The 20,434-nt window shown below is 68.5% G+C and carries 17 protein-coding genes and 1 pseudogene; 7 read left to right on the forward strand and 11 right to left on the reverse strand.

Annotated elements, in window-relative coordinates:
* Positions 1-86: 86 nt before the first annotated feature.
* The 4 genes from OU415_RS01500 to OU415_RS01515 all read right to left on the reverse strand — a co-directional run bounded on the left by OU415_RS01500 (position 87) and on the right by OU415_RS01515 (position 5,462).
* Complete coding sequence (locus OU415_RS01500; protein ID WP_270946658.1) at positions 87-1,433, reverse strand: phenylacetate--CoA ligase family protein; 1,347 nt, start codon at positions 1,431-1,433, stop codon at positions 87-89.
* Between the two features lie 177 nt (positions 1,434-1,610).
* A complete protein-coding gene (locus OU415_RS01505; RefSeq protein ID WP_333776831.1) occupies positions 1,611-2,837 on the reverse strand; it encodes an acetyl-CoA C-acetyltransferase in 1,227 nt (408 codons plus the stop codon).
* 75 nt (positions 2,838-2,912) lie between these two features.
* Positions 2,913-4,088 (reverse strand): CaiB/BaiF CoA transferase family protein, encoded by a 1,176-nt coding sequence (locus OU415_RS01510; protein ID WP_270946659.1) that lies wholly within the window; start codon positions 4,086-4,088, stop codon positions 2,913-2,915.
* 126 nt (positions 4,089-4,214) lie between these two features.
* Positions 4,215-5,462 (reverse strand): CoA transferase, encoded by a 1,248-nt coding sequence (locus OU415_RS01515; RefSeq protein ID WP_270946660.1) that lies wholly within the window; start codon positions 5,460-5,462, stop codon positions 4,215-4,217.
* A gap of 174 nt (positions 5,463-5,636) precedes the next feature.
* Between OU415_RS01515 and OU415_RS01520 the strand changes: the two genes are divergently transcribed.
* The 3 genes from OU415_RS01520 (at position 5,637) to OU415_RS01530 (ending at position 8,649) form a co-directional block, all read left to right on the forward strand.
* Positions 5,637-5,960 (forward strand): Dabb family protein, encoded by a 324-nt coding sequence (locus tag OU415_RS01520; protein ID WP_270946661.1) that lies wholly within the window; start codon positions 5,637-5,639, stop codon positions 5,958-5,960.
* 177 nt (positions 5,961-6,137) lie between these two features.
* On the forward strand, positions 6,138-6,971 hold the full coding sequence (locus OU415_RS01525) for an FAS1-like dehydratase domain-containing protein (RefSeq protein WP_270946662.1): 834 nt from the start codon (positions 6,138-6,140) through the stop codon (positions 6,969-6,971).
* Between the two features lie 805 nt (positions 6,972-7,776).
* The gene (locus OU415_RS01530) at positions 7,777-8,649 is read left to right on the forward strand and encodes a helix-turn-helix domain-containing protein (protein WP_270946663.1); all 873 of its coding nucleotides are present in this window, start codon (positions 7,777-7,779) and stop codon (positions 8,647-8,649) included.
* A gap of 231 nt (positions 8,650-8,880) precedes the next feature.
* Here OU415_RS01530 and OU415_RS01535 read toward each other — a convergent pair whose 3' ends face one another.
* Both OU415_RS01535 and OU415_RS01540 read right to left on the reverse strand, forming a co-directional pair.
* Complete coding sequence (locus tag OU415_RS01535) at positions 8,881-9,852, reverse strand: hypothetical protein (RefSeq protein WP_270946664.1); 972 nt, start codon at positions 9,850-9,852, stop codon at positions 8,881-8,883.
* A gap of 299 nt (positions 9,853-10,151) precedes the next feature.
* On the reverse strand, positions 10,152-11,675 hold the full coding sequence (locus OU415_RS01540; RefSeq protein ID WP_270946665.1) for an aldehyde dehydrogenase: 1,524 nt from the start codon (positions 11,673-11,675) through the stop codon (positions 10,152-10,154).
* Between the two features lie 574 nt (positions 11,676-12,249).
* Here OU415_RS01540 and OU415_RS01545 point away from each other — a divergent pair.
* The 3 genes from OU415_RS01545 (at position 12,250) to OU415_RS01555 (ending at position 16,282) form a co-directional block, all read left to right on the forward strand.
* Positions 12,250-14,325 (forward strand): acetate--CoA ligase family protein, encoded by a 2,076-nt coding sequence (locus OU415_RS01545; protein ID WP_270946666.1) that lies wholly within the window; start codon positions 12,250-12,252, stop codon positions 14,323-14,325.
* The gene (locus OU415_RS01550) at positions 14,322-15,122 is read left to right on the forward strand and encodes an SDR family NAD(P)-dependent oxidoreductase (protein ID WP_270946667.1); all 801 of its coding nucleotides are present in this window, start codon (positions 14,322-14,324) and stop codon (positions 15,120-15,122) included. Before OU415_RS01545 ends, OU415_RS01550 begins: the two co-directional genes overlap by 4 nt.
* A gap of 140 nt (positions 15,123-15,262) precedes the next feature.
* On the forward strand, positions 15,263-16,282 hold the full coding sequence (locus tag OU415_RS01555) for a zinc-dependent alcohol dehydrogenase family protein (protein ID WP_270946668.1): 1,020 nt from the start codon (positions 15,263-15,265) through the stop codon (positions 16,280-16,282).
* On the opposite strand, the gene OU415_RS01560 is transcribed toward OU415_RS01555, so the two are convergent.
* From OU415_RS01560 to OU415_RS01570, 3 genes are all read right to left on the reverse strand, one after another.
* Positions 16,194-16,472, reverse strand: coding sequence for a hypothetical protein (locus OU415_RS01560; protein ID WP_270946669.1), 279 nt, complete (start codon positions 16,470-16,472; stop codon positions 16,194-16,196). The two genes, OU415_RS01555 and OU415_RS01560, sit on opposite strands and share 89 nt — an antisense overlap.
* Before the next feature lie 204 nt (positions 16,473-16,676).
* Positions 16,677-17,606, reverse strand: a complete 930-nt coding sequence (locus tag OU415_RS01565; protein WP_270946670.1) for an alpha/beta hydrolase — start codon at positions 17,604-17,606, stop codon at positions 16,677-16,679.
* A gap of 21 nt (positions 17,607-17,627) precedes the next feature.
* Positions 17,628-18,749 (reverse strand): NDMA-dependent alcohol dehydrogenase, encoded by a 1,122-nt coding sequence (locus OU415_RS01570; protein WP_270946671.1) that lies wholly within the window; start codon positions 18,747-18,749, stop codon positions 17,628-17,630.
* A gap of 303 nt (positions 18,750-19,052) precedes the next feature.
* Between OU415_RS01570 and OU415_RS01575 the strand changes: the two genes are divergently transcribed.
* Positions 19,053-19,892: an acyl-CoA thioesterase domain-containing protein gene (locus tag OU415_RS01575; protein ID WP_270946672.1), complete on the forward strand. Its 840-nt coding sequence runs from the start codon at positions 19,053-19,055 to the stop codon at positions 19,890-19,892.
* Between the two features lie 196 nt (positions 19,893-20,088).
* Here OU415_RS01575 and OU415_RS01580 read toward each other — a convergent pair whose 3' ends face one another.
* Complete coding sequence (locus OU415_RS01580; RefSeq protein WP_270946673.1) at positions 20,089-20,232, reverse strand: hypothetical protein; 144 nt, start codon at positions 20,230-20,232, stop codon at positions 20,089-20,091.
* A 23-nt stretch (positions 20,233-20,255) separates the two neighbouring features.
* A pseudogene (locus OU415_RS01585) lies at positions 20,256-20,393 on the reverse strand (transposase); the annotation flags it as partial.
* Positions 20,394-20,434 lie beyond the last annotated feature (41 nt).

The raw sequence follows: 20,434 nt of genomic DNA on the forward strand, positions 1-20,434 counted from the left end.
CTCGCGAGATCGGTCCACGCTACCGAGGAGGCACCTGCTGCTGGCCCCGGGCCGCCCCCTCACCCGGGACCAGCTCTCCGCCCTCTTCAGACCCGTTCGATCAGGTTGACCTTGACGTGGTCCGGGCGCTTGAGGGTGCCGTCGGGGACGAGGTCGACGGTGGTCTTGACGTTGAGCGCCGAGCGGATCCGGGTCTCGATGGCCGTCCGCAGCTCCGCCTGCTTCGCCTCACCCATCCCTTGCGCGTGCTCCACCACCAGCGGGAGCGGCCGCTGGGTCGAGTGACCTTCGAAGTCCGCGCGGATGCGCAGCTCGCCGGTCGTGGCGGGGACCAGCTCGGCGACCAGTTCCTTGATGGCCGAGGGGAAGACGTTGATGCCGCGGACGATGAGCATGTCGTCGGTGCGGCCGATGCAGCGGACCTTGAACCCGGTCCGCCCGCAGGAGCAGTCGGTACCGGTGACCACCACGTGGTCCCGGGTGCGGAACCGCAGCAGCGGCGACGCCTGGCGGCGCAGCGCGGTGTAGACGAGCTCGCCCTGCGCACCCGCCACCGGCTCGATGCGCTGGCCGGTGTCCGGGTCGATCAGCTCGGCGACCATGAGGTCTGGGGACAGGAAGTGCATCCCGTCCGCCGCCTCGCACTCGCCCCAGTAGGTGCAGGCGATGTCCGTGCCGCCCAGCATCTCGCGCGAGCTCGCGCCCCACAGCGACTCGATCTTCTCCCGGACCGAGGGCAGCCCGCCGCCCGGCTCACCGCCGACGCTGATCGCGCGGACGCCGAGCTCGTTCGCCGGGCGGCCGACGATCCGCGGTGCCTGCTCGGCCAGGTGGGCCAGGAAGTTGGGCGTGCCGATCATCGCGTTCGGACGCTGGTCGGCCTGCACCCGCAACAACCGTTCGGCGCCTGCCTCCGCGCCGATCGGGATGTCCACGATCCCCATGTACTGCAGGATCTGGATGACCGGCAGGCCACCGACGAAGCCCTTGCTCATCCCGAAGGCGTGCAGCAGCCGGTCACCGGGCCGGAACCCGTTCGCATACAGCGCGCGGGCGCCCAGCTCGCACCAGGTGACGACGTCGCCGGCGGTCAGCCCGACGTAGGACGGGCTTCCCGTGGTCCCCGACGACGCCTGCACCTGCACGATGTCCGCGGCGTCCGCCGCCGCGTGCGCACCCAGGGGTGGCGCGGCGGCCAGGCTGTCGCGCAGCTCCTGCTTCTCGGTGAAGGGCAGGTCCGCCAGGTCTTCGACGGTGCGGACCTTCGCCACGTCGACGCCGTGCTCGGCGAACTTCGCCCGGTAGAACTCGCTGTGCGCAGCCAGGTAGTCCAGCTGCTCACGCAGGCGTTCGTCCTGGACCGCGCGCGCCTCCGCCGGTGAAAGGGTTTCCACGGCGCTCCAGTAGTTCGCCGAGAACGGAGCGGCTGCCATGACGCCTCCTGTGAATCGGTGATCACCCCGAGATCGAACTCATCGGGACGTTCCGCTCGCGGAAGTCCCACCGCACCTGCGCGCTGATCGCCGGGGTGCGCTCGACGGGGCATACCAGGGAAATTGTTATATATTATGTACAGTTACTGATGGGTCGGACTTCTCCGAACCGGTACGTCAGGCCGTTTCGAAGGTCGCGGCCAGGCCCTGTCCGCCGCCGATGCACATCGTGGCCAGGCCCCTGCCGCCACCGCGCCGCCTCAGCTCGTGCAGCAGCGTGGTGACCATGCGCATGCCGGTGGCACCGATGGGGTGTCCCAGGGAGATCCCGGAACCGTTGACGTTGAGCCGGTCGTGGTCGCGCCAGTCCCATCCCTCCAGCACCGACAGCACCTGCACCGCGAACGCCTCGTTGAGCTCCACGAGGTCCAGGCCGTCGAGCAGGCTGCGCGTGTCGGTCCCGCTGCGCGCCGCGAGCTTGTCCAAGGCGGGCACCGGACCGATGCCCATCCGAGCAGGGTCGCATCCCGCTGCGGCCCAGGAGTCCAGGAACCCCAGCGGTTCCAGGCCGAGGTCCGCGAGCCTGTCCTCGGCGACGAGCAAGCAGGCGGCGGCCGCGTCGTTCTGCTGGCTGGCGTTGCCCGCGGTGACGGTCCCGTCCGGCACGATGGTCCGCAGCCGTGCCAGGGTCTCCGGCGTGGAATCGGGCCGCACTCCCTCATCGGTGTCGACCACGATCGGGTCGCCCTTGCGCCGCGGCACCTCGACCGGGACGACCTCGTCGGCGAACCGGCCGTCCTTCCAGGCCGCAGCGGCCCTCTGGTGGCTGCGTACCGCGTAGGCGTCGGCCTGCGCGCGCTCGATGCCGTAGTCCGACGCGAGGTTCTCCGCCGTCTCGATCATTCCCGAGATCCGGCCGAAGCGCGCTTCGGGCTGTGAACGCTCCCGGCCGCGGTCGAGCCGGTCGTAGAGCGAGACCGTTCCGGCGCGAGCTCCCCACCGGGTCGCGGTGGAGTAGTACTCGATGCGGCTCATCGACTCCACGCCACCCACGAGCACCACGTCAGCGGCGCCGGTCTGCACCATCATCGCGCCCGTCACCAGAGCCTGGAGCCCGCCACCGCACCGGCGGTCCAGCTGCATGCCGGGCACGCTGATCGGCAGGCCCGCGTGCAGCGCCACCCAGCGACCGACGCACGGCACCTCGGAGTTGGCGTAGGACTGGGCGAAGACCACGTCGTCGATGCGTTCAGCGTCGACACCGGACTGCGCCACCACGGCCTTGACCACGGTGGCGGCGAGGTCCTCCACAGGGACGTCGCGGAGAGCGCCGCCGAAGGCGCCGACCGGGGTTCGCAACGGGCTGACGATCGCGGCGCGGCGCACCGAATTCGAAGCAAGCACGGTGAAATCTCCTTGGCTAAAGCTGCACAGCAGCGCTTGTTCCGACTGCCGCGGCTCCGGCAGCGTGATGCAGTCCTAGACGGAGTCGTCGTCCGCTCGGTCCGGCAGTTGCAGTTCGGCCGCCTCCGCGCGAATCGCCGCGGTGTCCGCCCCGAGTGCCGGGACGCGCCCCTCGGGCACCTCCCATCCCTGCCCCAGGGCCGGCGGCAGCAGTGCCGCGACGGGACCGACGGGGGATCCGACCTGGCGCCAGCGGTGGCGCTGGGCCAGTTGCGGGTGTTCGGCGAGGTCGCGGACGCTGTTCAGCCTGGCGTTGCCGATGCCTGCTTCGTCGGCAAGTCGCTGGATGTCGGCGAGGTCGCGGACCGCGCACCAGGCACCGAGGATCTCGTCGAGCTCCGCGCGCCGGGCCACCCGGTCCGCGTTGCGCGCGTAGCGGGTGTCCTCGACCAGGTCCGGGCGCTGCAGGAGGTCCCCGGCCAAGCGTCGCCACTCGCGATCGCTCGTGGTGCCGAGCACCGCCGTCTGGCCGTCCTTGGTGGCGTACGCGCCGTACGGGGCGATCATCGGCGAGCCCATGCCGACCGGCTCCGGCTCCTCGCCGCCGTGCAGCACCGCGTTGAGCGCGAAGCCCATCATCTCCGCGACCACGTCGAGCATCGCGATCGGGATGACGGTGCCCCGCCCGGTCCGATCACGGTCATACAGCGCGGCGAGAACCGCAGAGTAGGCGTAGAGAGCGGTGCCGATGTCTGCGACGGGGATACCCGGTTTGGCCGGCTGCCCCGGCAGCCCGGTGATCGAAGCAGACCCGCCCTCGGCCTGCACGAGCAGGTCGTAGGCTCGCTTGTGGTCGAGCGGCCCACCCCTTCCGTAGCCGGAGATGTCGACGACGATCAACCGCGGGTAGCGTTCCAGCAAATCCGCCGGGTCGAGGCCCAGCCGTCCCAGCGCGCCCGGCGCAAGGTTGCTGACCAGCACGTCGGCCTTGGTCAGCAGTCGCGCGAAGACCTCGGCGTCGGCCGGGTCGGTCAGGTTCAGCTCAGCGGACTCCTTGCCGTGGTTGAGCCAGACGAAGTGCGCTGCCATCCCGCGCACCACCCCGTCGTAGTGCCGGGTGGAGTCCCCGAACCCGGGATTCTCCACCTTGATCACGCGGGCGCCGAGATCGGCGAGATGACGGGTGCACAGCGGGGCCGAGATCGCCTGCTCGATCGACAGGACCGTGATCCCCTCCAGGGGAGCGCTCACGCGGCAGCTCCTTTCCATGACGGCCCTCGGGACACCGAGGGCGCTCGGGTCGGTTCGCCTCCGCGTTCCACCAGTGCAAAATATATTATGTTCAATCATTGTTCTGGTCAACGGGGAACGGAGAACTCAGTCGCCGCGCGGTCCCGCGACCACTCCACGCGAGCGGAGAGCGCTGATCTCCGCACCGCTGAGCCCGAGCCGGGTAGCGAGCACCTGGTCCGTCTCGCGCCCCAGCTCCGGCGCCACTCCCGCGCCGCCGTGATCGCCGTTCCAACGCATCGGAGACCGGGCCGTGATCGCCTCGGCACCACCGGGCAAGGTCGCGTCGGCCAGCACGGCGTGCCGCCCGGCCCGATGTTCGGCGACGACCTCGCCCATCCCCTGGTACTTGCCCCAGAGCACCCGTGCGGCGTCGAGCTCGTCGCGCACCTGCGCACTGTCGCGGGCGGCGAACCAGGGCTTGAGGATCGCGGTGATCGTCTCCCGATTCCGGTAGCGGTCGGCCTCGTCCGCCCAGTCCGCCCCCAGCGCCGTCGCCAGCGCGGCGAAGACCTCGACCGTGCCGGTCGCCTTGCACAGCGCGGACCACTGCCCCGGGGTCAGTGCCACGACCATCACCCGCTGACCGTCCGCGCAGGCGAAGTCGACGCCGAAGCTGCCGTAGACGTGATTGCCGTGCCGGGACCGCTCGCTCCCCCGCTCCGCGACCTCGGACAGCCAGCCCAGGTTCGCCACACCGGCCAGCGCGATGTCGGAGAGCGCCAGCTCGACGTAGGCACCTCGGCCAGTTCGAGACCGTTCGTAGAGCGCGGCGAGCACTCCTGTCGACACCGTCAGCCCCGCCACCAGATCCCACGCGGGCAGTGCGTGGTTCACCGGTGCTCCGACGGCCTCTGGTCCGGTGATCCCCGGGATGCCGATCTCGGCGTTGACCGTGTAGTCCACCGCCGGGCTCCCGTCGGGATACCCCTGCACCCGCAGGTGGATGAGGTCTGGCCGGTGCGCGGCCAACGCCTCGTTGGACATCCACCGGCGGCCCACCACGTTGTCCACCAGCACACCGCGGTTCTCACCCGGCGCGGTGGCCAGTGCGATGACGAGCTCTCGCCCCTCATCCGAACGCATGTCCACGGCGATCGACCGCTTGCCCTTGTTCAGCGAGGTCCAGTAGTACGACTCCGCATCCGCGGCACCGTTGCCATCGCCCACCACGGGCCAGCGCCGATGGTCACTACCGCCCCCGATCGGATCGATGCGCACGACGTCCGCACCCAACTGCGCCAGCGTCATCCCACCGGTCGGCCCGGCGACGAAGCTCGCGCATTCGGTGATCTCCAGGCCGGACAACGGCCTCGGGGCATCGGTCTCACGCATGGAACGCCTTTCAGCTCTGGAATGCCGCCGGCTACTTGAGACTCAAGTTGACATTATATATTATTTTTCTGCAAGTGTGCGCCTGTTCGAACCGAGCTGGAAGCCGCCGTCCACCACGCGCCGAGGGGATCCAGCGCGTGATGCGGGTACGGCCCGGGAAACGATGAGGAACTGATGCCCCTTCAGCACGTCGTGGCCTTCCGCTTCGGCCACCCGCCCACCGACGATCAGCTCAGCCAGATGGCGGCCGGGATCGAATCGCTCTCGACCATCGGGGAAGCGCGCGTGATCCGCTTCGGCCCCGACCTCACCGGCGCTCGCACCCGCGGCTACTCCCACCTGCTGTTCATGGAGTTCGACGACGAGCACTCCCTGAGGCGCTACCAGGAACATCCGGTCCACCTGCGTTTCGCGGACTGGATCACCGCGGAGGAGGTCGGACTGCTGGTGTTCGACTACCACGTCGACGACCAGACCCGCATCTGGCCGAAGTCCTGACCGACGGCACCTCCGGAAGGGGTACCGACCGCGGGCGGGCGCACAACCGTCAAGGACAGTCAGTTCAGAGATGCCGGCAGTCAGCGAGAAGCGACCGGCGGAAGGTTCGTGAGAACAGCGATGACGCAATGGGAACCGCACACCGCAACCACGCACGAACTTGTCGATCCAGGGCCCGTGACCACGCTGGCCAAGCTGTTCGACGACGGGACACCGGCACCCGGGACCGGTGACGCTCTCCCGCCGTTGTGGCACTGGGTCGCGCTGCCCCGGTGGCCGGTCTCTTCGGAATTGGCGCTCGACGGCCACCCTGCACGAGGCGCGTTCCTGCCCCCGATCGAACTGCCGCGGCGGATGTTCGCCGGCGGCGAGGTGACCTTCCACGCCGATGTTCGCATCGGCGAGGTCGTCCGACGCGAGTCCACGGTGGAGTCCGTGTCCGAGAAGTCCGGTCGCTCCGGCAAGCTCGTGATCGTGGTGGTGCGCACCCGGCTGTTCGGCGCGAACGGACGGCTGGCGATCGAGGAGCGCCAAGACCTCATCTACCGGGAAGCGGCCGCGCCATCGGCACCGACAGCCCGTGCCGACGTTGCCGCGGAGCTGCATCCGGTCGGCCGTCCGCTGCGGCGAACGGGCGAGTGGGCCTGGGACTTCGCCACCGATCCGAGCTTGCTCATGCGCTTCTCCGCCGCCACTGCCAACGCTCACCGCATCCACTACGACTGGCCCTACGCGACCGTGGTCGAGGGATATCCCGGCCTGGTGGTGCACGGCCCGCTCATGACGCTCACCCTGGCCGAAGTGCTCCGGCTCGAGCAGCCTCCCGGGCGCCCCACCCGATTTACGCACCGGAACCGGGCCCCGCTGTTCTGCGGCCAGGCCGCCAAGCTCCACGGCGAGCCGACCGCGGACGGCTTCAGCCTCGATCTGCTCGGCCCCGGTGGCGAGTCCGCTGGGCCCCGCACCAGTCTGGTGGCGGAGTTCGGGCGGGAGGGCGAATCCGCCGTGTAAGGACGCAAGCTGCGCCCTTCCCGAGCGGTCGAACTTCGTTGCCGCAGATCGCCCGTCCTGGACCGCCGAAGCCGTGCACTGACATCCCTGGATGTACAACCCGTATCCATTCGTCCCGTGTCCCGGCCGCCGATCCGCGCGCGGCACGCCGCCGGACACAGGGATCCCCGGACAACCCACCGGGATCGCCGCTGAGTCGTCCGGGGAACGAACGGCTGCGAGCACCACCTACACGGCGATGTCCCTCTCCGGCCCGATGTACTCCTCAGCCGAGACCGCCTTGCCGTCCTGCACCGTCACAGCCTGGGACGAGGTGCATGTTCGTCCCGTTCAGCGTTGTAGACGTCTGCACGAAGAATCCCTTGTCCGTCAAGGTGTAGCGAGTTGCGGATGCGCGGGAGCCCATCGCGGCCGTGCACCGGACCGGAGGGGCGTCAGCCGTCGATGACCGTCACCCGGCCGGCGGTCGCATCCGGAACTTCCTTGAGCGCCAACGAACTGATCAGAGACAGCACCGACGCACCGCTGATGTAGACCGCGACCGCCACCCAGCGCTTCGCTGCTAAACGCCGCCGGGTGCGCTCGCATCGAGCACGGGGACTCGGCGCGGGAACGCTGACAGGAACAGCGGCTGGCCCAGCAGTCCAGCGATGACGCGCGCAGCACGCTGTCCCGAGCGGCGGAAATCATGGGCCTCGTGGCCGACGGCCAGAACAGTTCAGCCGACCGCACCGGGGGAGGTGGCCTTCCGGGGATAGAACTCTCCCCCTGACGTTCAAAGCGACGCCTGGGACACTGGGTTGTCATGAGCAGCACGAATGCACACCGCAGCGAGCTGGGCGAGTTCCTCCGGGCCCGGCGCGGCGAGCTGAGCCCGCGGCAAGTGGGCCTGCCCGAGACCGGTGCGGTGCGTCGGGTGCCGGGCCTGCGCCGCGAAGAGGTGGCCCAGCTCGCGATGATCAGCACCGACTACTACACGCGGCTGGAGCAGGGCCGCATGCAGGCGTCCGCACAGGTCCTGAACACCATCGCCCGCGTCCTGCAGCTCAACGACGACCAGCGCGACTACCTGTTCGAGCTGGCAGGCAAGGACACCGCCCGCCCGCGCAGGCGCGCGCGGCAGAAGGTCCAGCCCCCGCTGCAACGCCTGCTCGACGAGCTCGTCACCGTTCCCGCCATCGTCATGGGGCGCCGCCAGGAGGTCCTGGCGTGGAACCCCCTCGCCTCCGCGCTGCTGACCGACTTCTCCCGAATCCCGGCGAACAAGCGCAACTACATCCGGATGGTGTTCACCGACCCCGCGACGAGGACTCTCTACGACGATTGGGAGACCGTCGCCCGGACCTGCGTCGCACACCTGCGCATGGAAGCCGCCGACTCCCCCGACGACCCGCAACTGACCGCGCTCGTCGGCGAATTGTCCGTGCAGGACGATCAATTTCGCCAGTGGTGGGGCGCCCACCACGTGGCGAGCCGCGGCATGGGCACCAAGACCATGCACCACCCCGTCGTCGGCGACCTCACCCTCGACTGGAACGCCCTCACCTCCGCCACCGACCCCGGCCAGCAGCTGATCACCTGGACCGCCGAAGCCGGCTCACCGTCACACGACGGACTGCGCATCCTCGCCTCTTGGAGCGCCCAACACCGGCAGGCCGCGCACGACCCGGTCGACTGAGCGATCGGGGCAGCCTGTTCTGCTTCACAGCCCAGCCCGGCGAACTCGCCACCCACGAGTCCCTCCTGCTCGCCAGCTGGGGCCAAGACGCGCGATACCGCTGATCGCGAAGCAGAAGCATCCACGACCGAACCGGCGTACCCGCGTAGGCCCGAATCGTAGGAGCCACCGGCATGACCTGCCCCGGTGGTCAGGTGCCGACGCGATCGAGCCCGATTGCGTCGGCTAGCTTCAAGAGTGAATTCCTCGCAGCTCGTCACGCACCAGTTCAGGGGAAGTCGGTGGCCGGCGCTCGTCCGATGCTGGGGGGATCGCATCGCCAGCGGCGACCTGCGTGGCTGCGTTGACCGCGTTGGCCAGTGCGCTTTGCAGCCGATCCTGCTCGCTCGCCGGCGTCGGGGCGGATGGCAATTCCTTGGTCGTACCTCGACGGACAGCAGCGCTGATCTCGCTCAGCTGCCGGGATACCATCGGGCGCGACGCGTTGTCGCCAGCTCGGTTGTCGAGGGCTTGCAGCAACTGGGCGATCTCCTCGCCCCGCTCCACAAGTTGGTACAGCCGATCGATCTCACGGTGGCTGTGCCGGTGCAGCAGTGCGAGGCTGCGATCCGCGGCCAGCAGAGCAGGGCCGTAGGGCCCTCCAGTGGCCAGCGTGTCGTAGAACGCCCCCACAACACGGCGCTGCACTGCGTGGCGCGGTTCGTACGGTGGGAGCAACTGCGCCAGCAGCATGATCGCCACGCCTATGCCGAACAGCCCGATCTCCAGGAAACCAACGCGCAACGACGGGGTGATCTCGGCGAAGGCGACGAAGATGATCGTGACGACGAGCGCCCGCATGCTGATGCCCAGAGCCACCACCCGGAGGATGCCGGCGGCGAAGAAGCCGATGAAGATCAGCGGGAGGATGACCCACCACAGGCCGTGCAAGAGGACTCCGGCGAACGCGGCAACGACTTCGGCGCCCCCGGTCAGGGTCGCCGCGACGAGACGCGAACGGTTGTGCGGCATCAAAGATGCGATGCCGCCGAGGAAAGCTCCGACGCAGACGAGGACTTGCCGGTCGAAGTCGTACAAGAAGTGGCCGACGATGGCTGCTGCGATCATTCCGACCGCGACGCGGAACAGCCTCGCCGGATCGCGAAGTGGCCGTCCCGGCTTCAACCCGCGCAGCGCGGCCTGCCCGATGGTCCCGAGATCCATCACGAGCCCACTACCGGCTGCGGACGCGGACTCGGCATGGCCGAGTTGAAGGGCGCTGGCTCAGACATGTGATGATCCGTGCCTTCCTTTCTGTTTCGCGCGATCGCGTCCGTTCCGAGGTCAGCTGGACGCAATCCCCGCTCTTCGACGTGCCGCTGAAGACCGACCGGTACTTTCCACACGGCCCCCAGCGACCGGCGCCTGATTCCCTGATATGTCCGGAAGGCATCGGACGAGAACTATCCGCATAGGACGTTGTCAGATGCGGACGCAGCCCCGCTCAGCCACGGCGCAACTCGTCAACTCCGGAAGATCGTCTTCAGCTCCAGGTACGGATCGAGGCTGCTGGGCCCCAGTTCGCGGCCCATGCCACTGTTCTTCACGCCGCCGAACGGCGCTTCCATCGGGAACGACGCGCTGTTGACGCCGATCGTGCCGGTCACGACCCGGCGTGCCACTGCGGTCGCGCGTTCGCGGTCCGGCGAGAAGACTCCCCCGCCCAGCCCATACTCGGAATCGTTGGCGATCGCGATCGCCTCCTCCTCGTCCTCGTACGGGATCACGACGAGGACCGGACCGAAGATCTCATCGCGGGCGATGCGCATGTCGTTGGTGACGTCGCGGAACACGGTCGGTTCGACGTAGAAGCCGCGCGGGAGAGCCGAGGGGCGGCCACCGCCGATGACGGCCTTGGCTCCTTCCTGCCGTCCCAGCTCCAGGTAGGACTCCACCCGGTCCCGCTGTCGCTCGGAAACCAGCGGCCCGAAGAGGTTGCCCGGATCGGTGGGATCACCCATCGGGATCTCGCTCATGGCGGCGCTGACCGCGTCGACCACTTCGTCGTACCGCGACCGGGGAGCGAGCACCCGCGTCAGCGACCGGCAGATCTGGCCGGTGTTCGGCGAGCACGCCGAGGCGACGAACGGCTTGAACGCGTCGAGGTCGACGTCCTCCAGCAAGATCGCGGCGGACTTGCCCCCCAGTTCGAGCGTGACTCGCTTGAGGTCCTGCCCGCAGGCCGCGGCGATGGCCTTGCCCGCGACGGTGGACCCGGTGAACGCGACCTTGCGCACGAGCGGGTGTTCCACCAGGGCAGAACCGGTTTCCCGCCCCCCGGTGACGACGTTCAGCACACCGGCCGGGATGCCCGCATCTGCCGCGATCTCCGCGAAGAGGAACGCATCGAGCGATGTCTCGGGCGCCGGCTTGATCACCGCGGTGCACCCCGCCGCGAGCGCGGGACCGATCTTCCACGCGAGCAACGGCTGCGGCCCATTCCACGGGGTGATGGCGCCGACCACGCCGACGGGTTGACGCTGCAGGATCGCATCGCCCACGGACGTCTTCAGCGGTTCCTCTTCGACCATGCTCTCGGCCAGCGACGCGAAGTACCGGTAGTTCAGCGGCACCTGCTGCTGCATCGCCCGCGACAAGCTGATCGGCGTGCCATTCTGGCGTGTCACCAGCTCGGCGATCTCGTCGACGCGCGCTTCGTAAGCATCGGCCAACCGGCGCAAGTGCTCGGCTCGTTCGGCCGGGGCGGTGGCAGCCCACCTCTCCGCAGCCGCGTCGGCAGCCCGGACAGCCGCATCGATGTCGGCGGCGTCGCCGTCGACGACGGACGCGAACGGCTCCTCCGTTGCCGGATTGATGACGGGAATCCTCGCGGCGGAGTGTGCGACCCGGAAGCCTCCACCGATGTAGTGGGATTCGGTTTCTGTGATCATGCTCGTGTGCTCCTGACCAACTGCACGGGACTGGCGGCAGGTGTAGACGGGTACAAATACTGTGCGCCACGAACGGCCAAAGCGGCCGATGCGCACTAGAAATCAGGCCCAATTCCTCATTCTATACATCTCGCCACAGAATAGGGAGGGGCCATCAGTACCCCTATAACTCGACGATCGACCGTCGATAACTTTCTCGACCCGGCGCGCCTGCCGACGCCGGGACTCGTACCTCGCCGTCCCAGCCAAATCTGATCAGACTTCCGACATACCCGCAGTTCAGGCGGCATGCCACCTCCCGGACACCCTTGGCGACGGCGTTGCAGAACACACCCGTGACCGACTGATTCAACGTCTGCGAATCGCGGATTCGAAAATCGTCACTTGAATTAGAAGAGAACTAGATTTAATGTATCAGCAATCAGGCCGACGGAGACCCTGAACTAATCAAATCTTTTCGAAGAACGAGCAGAACGCAGCCGATCGCCTGAAGGACCCCATCGGAATGGTCGAACCGTCGATCGAAATGTGATCACGCGTGACGTCGAACCCTCGCACTGCAACGAAGCTGTAGGAGGATTGCTGTGAGAAGCGTGGAGGCCGTGCCCGCTCGGTACCGGCTCGATCCGGTGGACGGTGCGGGAGTCCCGCGGCGCAGCGAGGAGTCCTCGTGCTGCTGAACTACGACGAGATGGCGAAGAGCCTGTCCGCAGCAGGCGTTCCGCTGGTGAAGGAGCGTTTGGCCGCTGACGCCGCCGAGGCCGTCGCGGCCGCTGACGAGTTCGGGGTGCCGGTCGTGCTCAAGCTCGTCAGCCCGGCACTGGTGCACAAGTCCGATGTGGGCGCGGTGCTTCTCGACGTCCGCGGGCATGACGCCGCGGTGGAGGCCGCTGGGCGCCTGGCCGAGCTGGCTTCGGAACTGTCCCTGGGCGTGGCCGGGTGGCAGATCCTGGTGCAGGAGATGGTCGAGTCCACCACGATCGAGGTGTTCGCCGGTCTCAAGCGCGACCCGGTGTTCGGGCCGATCGTCGTCGTGGGCGCCGGCGGCCGGCTGGTCGAGCTGCTGCCGGACCGGGCGATCGCCGGCTGCCCGGTCACGACCGACGAGGCCGCGAACATGCTGCGCAGCACCGCGCTCGGCAAGGCTCTGGGCGGCTACCGCGGTCAGCGGGACGTCATCGACGAGGTGGCAGGCGTGGTCGCAGCAGCCTCCCGGTTACCGGAGGTGATCCCCGGGCTCGTCGAGGCCGACCTGAACCCGATCGTGATCACCGAACACGGGCCGCTCGTCGTCGACGCCCGCGTCGCCGCCGAGGACATCGCGCCCGAGTCCGAGCCCGCGGCCGGCGATGCCCCCCAGCTGCACCTCAGCGCACTGCTCGAACCCGAGTCGGTCATGGTGATCGGCGCCAGCGCCAGCACCGTCCAACCCGGCAACCGGGTCCTCGGCTACCTGCGCAAACGCGGTTACCAGGGGCGCGTGACCGTCGTCCACCCGACCGCCGACGAGGTCGACGGCTACCCGGCGGTGCGCAGCATCGCCGACATCCCCCACGGCGAGATCGACCTCGCCTGCGTCGCCGTGGCCGCCTCGGGCTGCGTCGAGGTGGTCGAACAGTGCGGCGCCGTCGGCGTGCCCGCCGTGGTGATGCTCAGCTCCGGGTTCTCCGAGGTCGGCGACACCGAGCTCGAACAACGACTCGTCGAGGCTGCCGACCGGCACGGAATCACCCTGTGCGGGCCCAACACCGTCGGCATCATGAGCCCCGGCAAGCACGTGCACGTCTCCTTCAGCCAGGCCCAGGACATGACCCGGATTCCCGACGGCGGGGTCGCACTGGTGGTCCAGAGCGGCGCGATCGGAGGAAGTCTCGCCTCGCAGGCGTGGGAGCGCGGAATCGGCATCAGCCGGTTCATCAGCGTCGGAAACCAAGCCGCCCTCAACACCAGCGATTACATCGACCACCTCACCACCGACGAGGCCACCCACACGATCGCGGTGATCCTCGAAGGCGTCACCGACGGCCGCGCCCTGCTGGCTTCCATCCAACGCGCCACCGCCGCAGGTAAGCCGGTGCTCGTGCTCAAGAATGGCCGCAGCGTTGCCGGCGCCCGCGCCGTCCAGTCGCACACCGGCAGCATCGCCGGTGACTACGCGGTCTACCGCGCGCTCCTAGAACGCAGCGGCGCCACTCCCGTGGACACCACGACGGACCTGCTCGACGCACTCCAGCTCCGCCAGTCCACCGGTGGGCTCCCCGCAGGCGCCCGGATGGCGATCATGTCCACCTCCGGCGGAGCATGCTCGATGACCGCCGACCTGTGCACGCACTACGGATTCCAGGTGCCGACCTTCAGCGCCGAGCTGCAGGCCGAGCTCGGCGGAATCCTGCCCGGATACGCCGCATTCGCCAACCCCGTCGACGTGACCGGCCGGGTCACCGCTGATCCGACCATCTTCGGCCGCAGCCTCGAAGCGATCCTCGCCTCCGACGAAACCGACGCCGTCGCCGTCATGGTCACCACCGTCGCCGACCCTATGGCCGAACAACTCGCCGAGCAGATCGTCGACCAGGTGGCCACCACCACCAACCCCGTCATCGTGGCCTGGACCATCGCCGCCGAGCTCGCTGCCCGCGGCCTCAGCGTCCTCCGCGACGCCGGAATCCCCGTCTACGACGACCCCGCACGCGCACTGCATGCGGTCAGCCTCGCCAACGGCACCAGCGAGGGGATTTCGCGATGAGCAGGCTCAAGGACAAGGTGGCCGTTGTTACCGGTGGTACCGGTGGGATCGGCAGGGGCGTGGCGCTGCGGCTCGCCGCCGACGGCGCGACGGTCGTGATCAACGGCCGGAACGAGCGCAAGGCAGAGGCCGTGCTCGCCGAGATCCACGACTCGGGCGCATCGGGGTGCTTCGTCGCCGGCGACGTGTGTTCGAAGAGCGACATGGATGCGGTGGTGGCGGAAGCCGCGCGCCGCTTCGGCGGCGTCGACATCGTGGTGCCCAATGCCGGTGGCAACGACGACGAAGCCCGTTCACCCGAGGTCCGCGGCCCCTTCGCCGACATCGACCTCTCCCGCGTGACGACGTTCGTCGGGCAGGCGGTGGCGGCGAAGCTGCTCGTGGCGCAGGCCGCCGTGCCCTACATGCGGGAACGCGGTGGCGGCAGCGTCGTCTTCGTCACCTCAGAAGGCGGACGGGTGCCAACACCCGGGCAGACCGCGATCGCCACCTTCTCCGGCGGGCTGATCATGGCCGGCAAGGTGCTGTCCAAAGAGCTGGCCCGCGACCAGATCCGCGTGAACTGCGTGTGCGTGACCGTGGTGCGCGACTCGCCGTCCTGGGAGGCTGCCTTCGAGCTCGAGGGCGGCGTGTCCGAACGGCACCGCCGGCAGTACGAGAAGATCATCGAACGCAGTCCGCTCGGCGTCGCCGACCCGCACGACATCGGCAACGTCGTGGCGTTCCTCGCCTCCGACGACGCCCGCTACCTCACCGGCGCGACCGTCAGCCCCACTGGCGGCCTGACGATCCATTGAGGACAGACGGATTCGACGCGAACGAATCCCGGATTCGAAAACCATCACTTGGATTGGCCGCAACCCCGCTCTTTCGCACATCGCGGCGGGAGCGCTCCGATCGGCGAAGTCCGGTGAGCTGAGAAGAGGAGGAAGTGCCCGTGCAAGGAATCACGTTCCCAGGAGACCGCCGCGCGGTCCTGAAGGACTTCCCGGACCCCGAACCGGGGCCGGGAGAAGTCGTCGTCAGAGTGCGGGCCTCCGGGATGTGCGGGAGCGATCTCCACTTCTACCGAGGCACGGCCTCCTTCGGCGGGGGCGCGGACACCATCCAGGGGCACGAGCCGTGCGGCGATGTGCACGCGGTGGGCCCGGGCGTCACCGCGGACCTGGCGTCCGTCGGCGACAGGGTCATGATCCACCACTACTGGGGCTGCGATTCGTGCGAGCAGTGCCGGTCCGGGTGGCCGCAGATGTGCGCCCGGGGATCCGGGAAGACCCTCTGCCTCACCGCCCACGGTGGGCATGCTCCCTACCTGCTGGTCCCGGCCAGGACGCTGCTGCCGCTGCCCGACTCGCTCAGCTACAAGGCGGGTGCCGCCATCGGTTGCGGGACCGGCACCGCGTGGGGCGGGATCAAGCGCCTGGGCGACGTGGGCGGCTCCACGCTGGTCGTCTTCGGCCAGGGCCCGGTCGGCCTGTCCGGCACCATGTTCGGAGCCGCCTTGGGGGCGCGGGTCATCGCCGTGGACGTCGAGGATTCGAGGCTCGACCGCGCGCGCGAATTCGGTGCGAGCGAGGTGATCAACTCCGCCTCGGCGGACCTCGCCGAAGCGATGGCCGACCTCACCGGGGGGCGAGGCGCCGAACTGGTCCTGGAGACCTCGGGTGTCGCCGCCGACGACGCGCTCAGCGTCCTCGGCAAGTGGGGACGTGCCTGCTTCATCGGGCTTCCCGGTGACGTGCGGATCAAGACCGAAGAGGTCTACAAGAAGCAGTGGACCCTCATGACCTCGTGGACCATGTCGTCGATCGAGCAGAAGCGCTGCGCCGACTTCGTCGTCTCGCGGCGGCTGCCAGTCGACGAGCTCTTCAGCCACAGCTGGTCACTCGACCGAGCAGAAGAGGCCTACCAGTGGTTCGACAAGCAGTCCGATGGCAAAGGGGTCTTCGAGTTCTGACGGCACGCGCCTTCACCGCCGGTGGCGCAGAAAGGCGTTGCTGGAAATGAATGTTGTTGCGCTGGTCAAGCAGGTACCCGACACCCATTCCGGGCGGAAGCTCGAGGATGTCGACCACGACCAGCCGCGGATGCCGCTCCAGCAGCTCCGCCTGCCCCAGCCGTCCCGGCGCCAGGCTGCTGACCAGCACGTCGGCTTTGGTCAGCAGCCTGGCGAAGACCTCCCGAGCAGCTGGGTCGGTCAGGCCGAACTCACGGCCCTCATCGGCCAGCGGTGGTAGCCGCCCCGATCGGATCGATGCGCACGACGTCCGCGCCGAGCTGCGCGGGTGTCATCCCTCCCGCGGGCCTGGCGACGGAACTCGCGCACTCGACGACTTCCAGCGGCATCGTCTTCATTCGTCGCCTCCCGGGTAGCAGTTGCGGAGGAAGCTCCGGTACGCGTCCGCGATCCCGCTGCCGTGCGACTCACCGGGGATCAACTCCGTCGTCACCCGCAGCCCTGGCAGCGGCCTTTCGCTCACCACGTCGAGGAACCTGAGGAACTCCATCGACAGGTGCCGGTAGACCCTGCTTGGGCCGAGCATTTCGTACGAGTTCAGCGTCAGATGCAGATGTTCGCTCCGCTCCACGACGTCCGAACTCGAGATGAGCTCGTCGTACCGCGCGAAAATCCTGCTGTCCGGAAGCAGAATCCCCGGGCTGCAGGCACCGAAGCGGGAGAACAGCTCGCTGCCCGAGGTCAGCGCGTAGAGCGTGAACAGCCCGCCGTAGGAGTAGCCGAAAAGCCCCACGTCATCGGCCCGGAAGCGGTAGCGGGCGGCGATCTCGGCGTGCAGCTCGTCCTCGATGAACGTCAGGAAGTTGTCCGCTCGCCCATTCTTCTGCTGCGCGAAGAAGTCCTCGACAGCCGACTCCGGTGAGCCCGCTCCGAGCCGTTGCCGGATGTGAGCGGGCATGAAATCCGGAACGCCCTCCCCCGGCGGCACGAGATCGCGGTTGCGGAGCACCAGCTGGTTCGGCGCATCGACCGCCGTGTAGCCGATGCTCACCTGGATGTACGGCTCGACGTAGCGTTCGGCCTGACGGTCCGACAGACCGGTGCGCAGCGCGTCCGCCAACGGCGCAATGAGGTTCCCGTCCGTCGCGTAGATCAGCGGATAATCCCTGCTTTCCCGCGCATATGACCGCGGCAGGGAAACGCTGATCCCGAAGCAACCGCCCACCGCCGACGACTCGATCTCGAAGTACTCGGTGACCGTTCCCGGAGCGGCCATCCCGGTCCCGACGTCCACCGATTTCCGGGGCGCGGCCTGAGTCGACATCGTTCCCCATTCCGTAGCTGATCAGGCGTCATGGACGATGACGCCGCGGAGGTTGCGCCCGGCCTTCATGTCGTCGAAGCCGGTGGCGACCTCGTCGAGGGCGTAGCGGGCGGTGATGAGCTCGTCGAGTTTGAGCGCACCCCGCCGGTACATCTCCAGCTGCGCGGGGATATCCGCGGTCGGAGAGCTCGCGCCGAACAACGAACCCTGCAACCGCTTCTGGTACAGCGTCAGCTCATGCAGGTTGATGTCGCCGTCCCGGACGAACGCGTCGCCCAGCCCCACGACGACGCACGTGCCGGCCTTGCGGACAGCGTGCAGCGCCTGCCCCACGTGCTGACCGGTCACCACGCCGACGGTGACGATCGCCGCGTCGGCGCCCTGGCCGTTGGTCATCGACCGCGCCAGCTCGGTAGCCTCCTCGATGCTCGCGACGGCGTGGGTGGCGCCGAGTTTCAGCGCGGATTCCCGTTTGAACGCCACGGGATCGACGCCGATCACCGCAGCAGCCCCGGCGTGGGAGGCACCCTGCACGGCGTTGATCCCGATGCCACCGATGCCCATGACGATGACCACCTGCCCGGGCCGGACCTCCGCCGAATTCACCGCCGCACCCCAGCCGGTGCCGACACCACATCCCGTGAGGCATGCGACGTCGAGCGGAATCGACGGGTCGATCTTGATGGCGGCGGCCGTGGAAACCGTCGTGTACTCGCAGTAGGTCGACAGTCCCGCCATCTGCCCGACCGGGCGCCCGTCGAGGGAAAGCCGGAACGAGGTCGGGTCTTCGGGGCGCGCCGCGGTGCCGATCGAGGCGCCCAGGTCGCAGAGGTTCTGCTGGCCGCGGGCGCACCACCGGCACCGTCCGCAGACCGGGAGGAACGAGAACACCACGTGGTCGCCCTCAGCGAACCCGCTGGTCGCCGGGCCCACGGCCTCGACGATGCCGGCGCCCTCGTGCCCGCCCGCCAGGGGCAGGATCGGGGGCGTCTGGTCGCCGGTGGCGAAGTGGTCGTCCGAGTGGCACATGCCGCTGGCGACCATCTTCACCCGGAGCTCGCCGGGACGCGGATCGTCGACCTCCAGCTCGACGACCTCGTAGCGACCCGGCACCTCCCGCAGCACCGCTCCCCGGGTCAGCACGGAACTACCCCTGCCGAGTACGCACTCCGCGTCGGTCCGCTCATCGTTGAGTCTCCTTCTGCACATGCGCGTGGAAGGTCCGTCGGCGGCGCGCCAATCGGCAGCAGATCGCATTCTCACCGGCGATCCCAGCGCCCGGCCACCGCACGGAAGATATTAGGTGGACCAGAAACCAGGAATCAATTCACAGTTCTCGAATCGGCACTTCGAAGAACCGAAATCGAGCAGGCGGAACCGACGGCTGTCTCCTGCAGCCATGCCTTCGACGGGGGAATGAATAATTCAATATGCTATATATTTTAGATGCACACTGCCTTCTTCCAGGCCGAGGGCGCACCTGGCTCCGAGATTCTTCATCCCCAGTCCCGGGCGCGTGCCCAGTGGGGCGGCGGCGGCCAGTTGCGCGGCATGGCGGTCAGCGGCGCGCTGGCACGCGTGGCCGAGCAAGCGGCCCACCAGCCCGACAGCACCGGAAACCTTCGCCCGGCGCGGTGGACCCTGGACCTATTTCGACCCGCCTCGGTCGCTCCGTGCTCAGTCGCGGCCACGGTCGTGCGCCGAGGGCGCCGCATCTGCCTCGTCGACTCCGTTCTGCACCAGCAGGACCGAATCGTGGCCAGGGGTAGCGCTCTGTTCCTCGCGGCGGGCGGACCCGCGCGCGGGAAGGTCTGGTGCCCGGACACCTCCCCCAGCGCTCCACCACCGGCGTTGCACCCGTCGACCGCGGAACCACGGCTCTACTACAGCGACGACATCGGCTGGACCGGATCGCCCCAGCCGCACCAGAACTCCAGCAGGAAGATGACATGGCACTTCCCCAGTCCGGTCGTCGAAGGAGAGCAGCCGACCCCGTTTCAACAGGCGGCGATGGTCGCCGACGTGGTGAACATCGTGACGAACTGGGGTGACGCCGGCCTTGAGTTCATCAACGCCGACGTCACGCTCGCACTGGCCCGGCTCCCCGAAACCAGCCAGGAGATGGGGCTGGCGTGCGAGCAGCGGATCGAAGAGGATGGCGTCGCGGTCGGCAACGCGACCGTCTTCGACCGTCGTGGCATCCTCGGCATGACTTCCGTCAGCGCACTCCTGAACGCGTCGGACACCCTGGACCCGCGCGAGGTCGGGACCGGACAGGAGCGCTGACAGCGATGTCCTCCTGCCCCTGAGCACATCGAACGGTTTGCTGCCCCCAGCCGGAAGGTCGCGCGGACTCACCGCCTGCTGTCCCCCACGAGCACGCTGCTCGGTCCACCGCGCGGCCGAAACCCGATGGCCCCGCCGACCGAAGCGCCGTGGACGACAAGGCCGCGCGAGTTCTCTCGGGCGCTGCACGTGCGGGTCAGAGCCGAACGAGCATCTTGACCTGCGAGTCCGTCTCGGCCTGGAGCAGCTTCAGGCCGCCCTCGACGAAGTCCTTCACCTCGATCCGCGCGGTGATGAAGGGCTCCAGGTCGATCTTCCCCGCACGGACCAGGTCGATCACGGATCGATGGTCACCAGCGTATGAACAGCGCTATGCAACTTGCGCCATAATCCGGCTTTCGTCCACTCGGTGAAGCGGCAATGCGCGGTGGGGACCTTCACTCCGAAGCTGGGCGGAGGGTGCCGCCAGGCGCACCCACTGGTCAGCACGGCGCCCACAGCTCATCAGGCACCAACCGCCGCGAACCACGACCAAGATCCAA

This window comes from Saccharopolyspora oryzae (assembly GCF_027853915.1).
Lineage (GTDB): Bacteria > Actinomycetota > Actinomycetes > Mycobacteriales > Pseudonocardiaceae > Saccharopolyspora > Saccharopolyspora oryzae.

Excerpts from the sequence above, each read along its gene's own strand:
- OU415_RS01550 (WP_270946667.1), top strand. The coding sequence starts at position 14,322 with ATGAGCAGGCTCAAGGACAAGGTGGCCGTTGTTACCGGTGGTACCGGT.
- OU415_RS01535 (WP_270946664.1), bottom strand. The coding sequence starts at position 9,852 with ATGGATCTCGGGACCATCGGGCAGGCCGCGCTGCGCGGGTTGAAGCCG.
- OU415_RS01520 (WP_270946661.1), top strand. The coding sequence starts at position 5,637 with ATGCCCCTTCAGCACGTCGTGGCCTTCCGCTTCGGCCACCCGCCCACC.
- OU415_RS01530 (WP_270946663.1), top strand. The coding sequence starts at position 7,777 with ATGAGCAGCACGAATGCACACCGCAGCGAGCTGGGCGAGTTCCTCCGG.
- OU415_RS01515 (WP_270946660.1), bottom strand. The coding sequence starts at position 5,462 with ATGCGTGAGACCGATGCCCCGAGGCCGTTGTCCGGCCTGGAGATCACC.
- OU415_RS01500 (WP_270946658.1), bottom strand. The coding sequence starts at position 1,433 with ATGGCAGCCGCTCCGTTCTCGGCGAACTACTGGAGCGCCGTGGAAACC.
- OU415_RS01565 (WP_270946670.1), bottom strand. The coding sequence starts at position 17,606 with ATGTCGACTCAGGCCGCGCCCCGGAAATCGGTGGACGTCGGGACCGGG.
- OU415_RS01575 (WP_270946672.1), top strand. The coding sequence starts at position 19,053 with ATGCACACTGCCTTCTTCCAGGCCGAGGGCGCACCTGGCTCCGAGATT.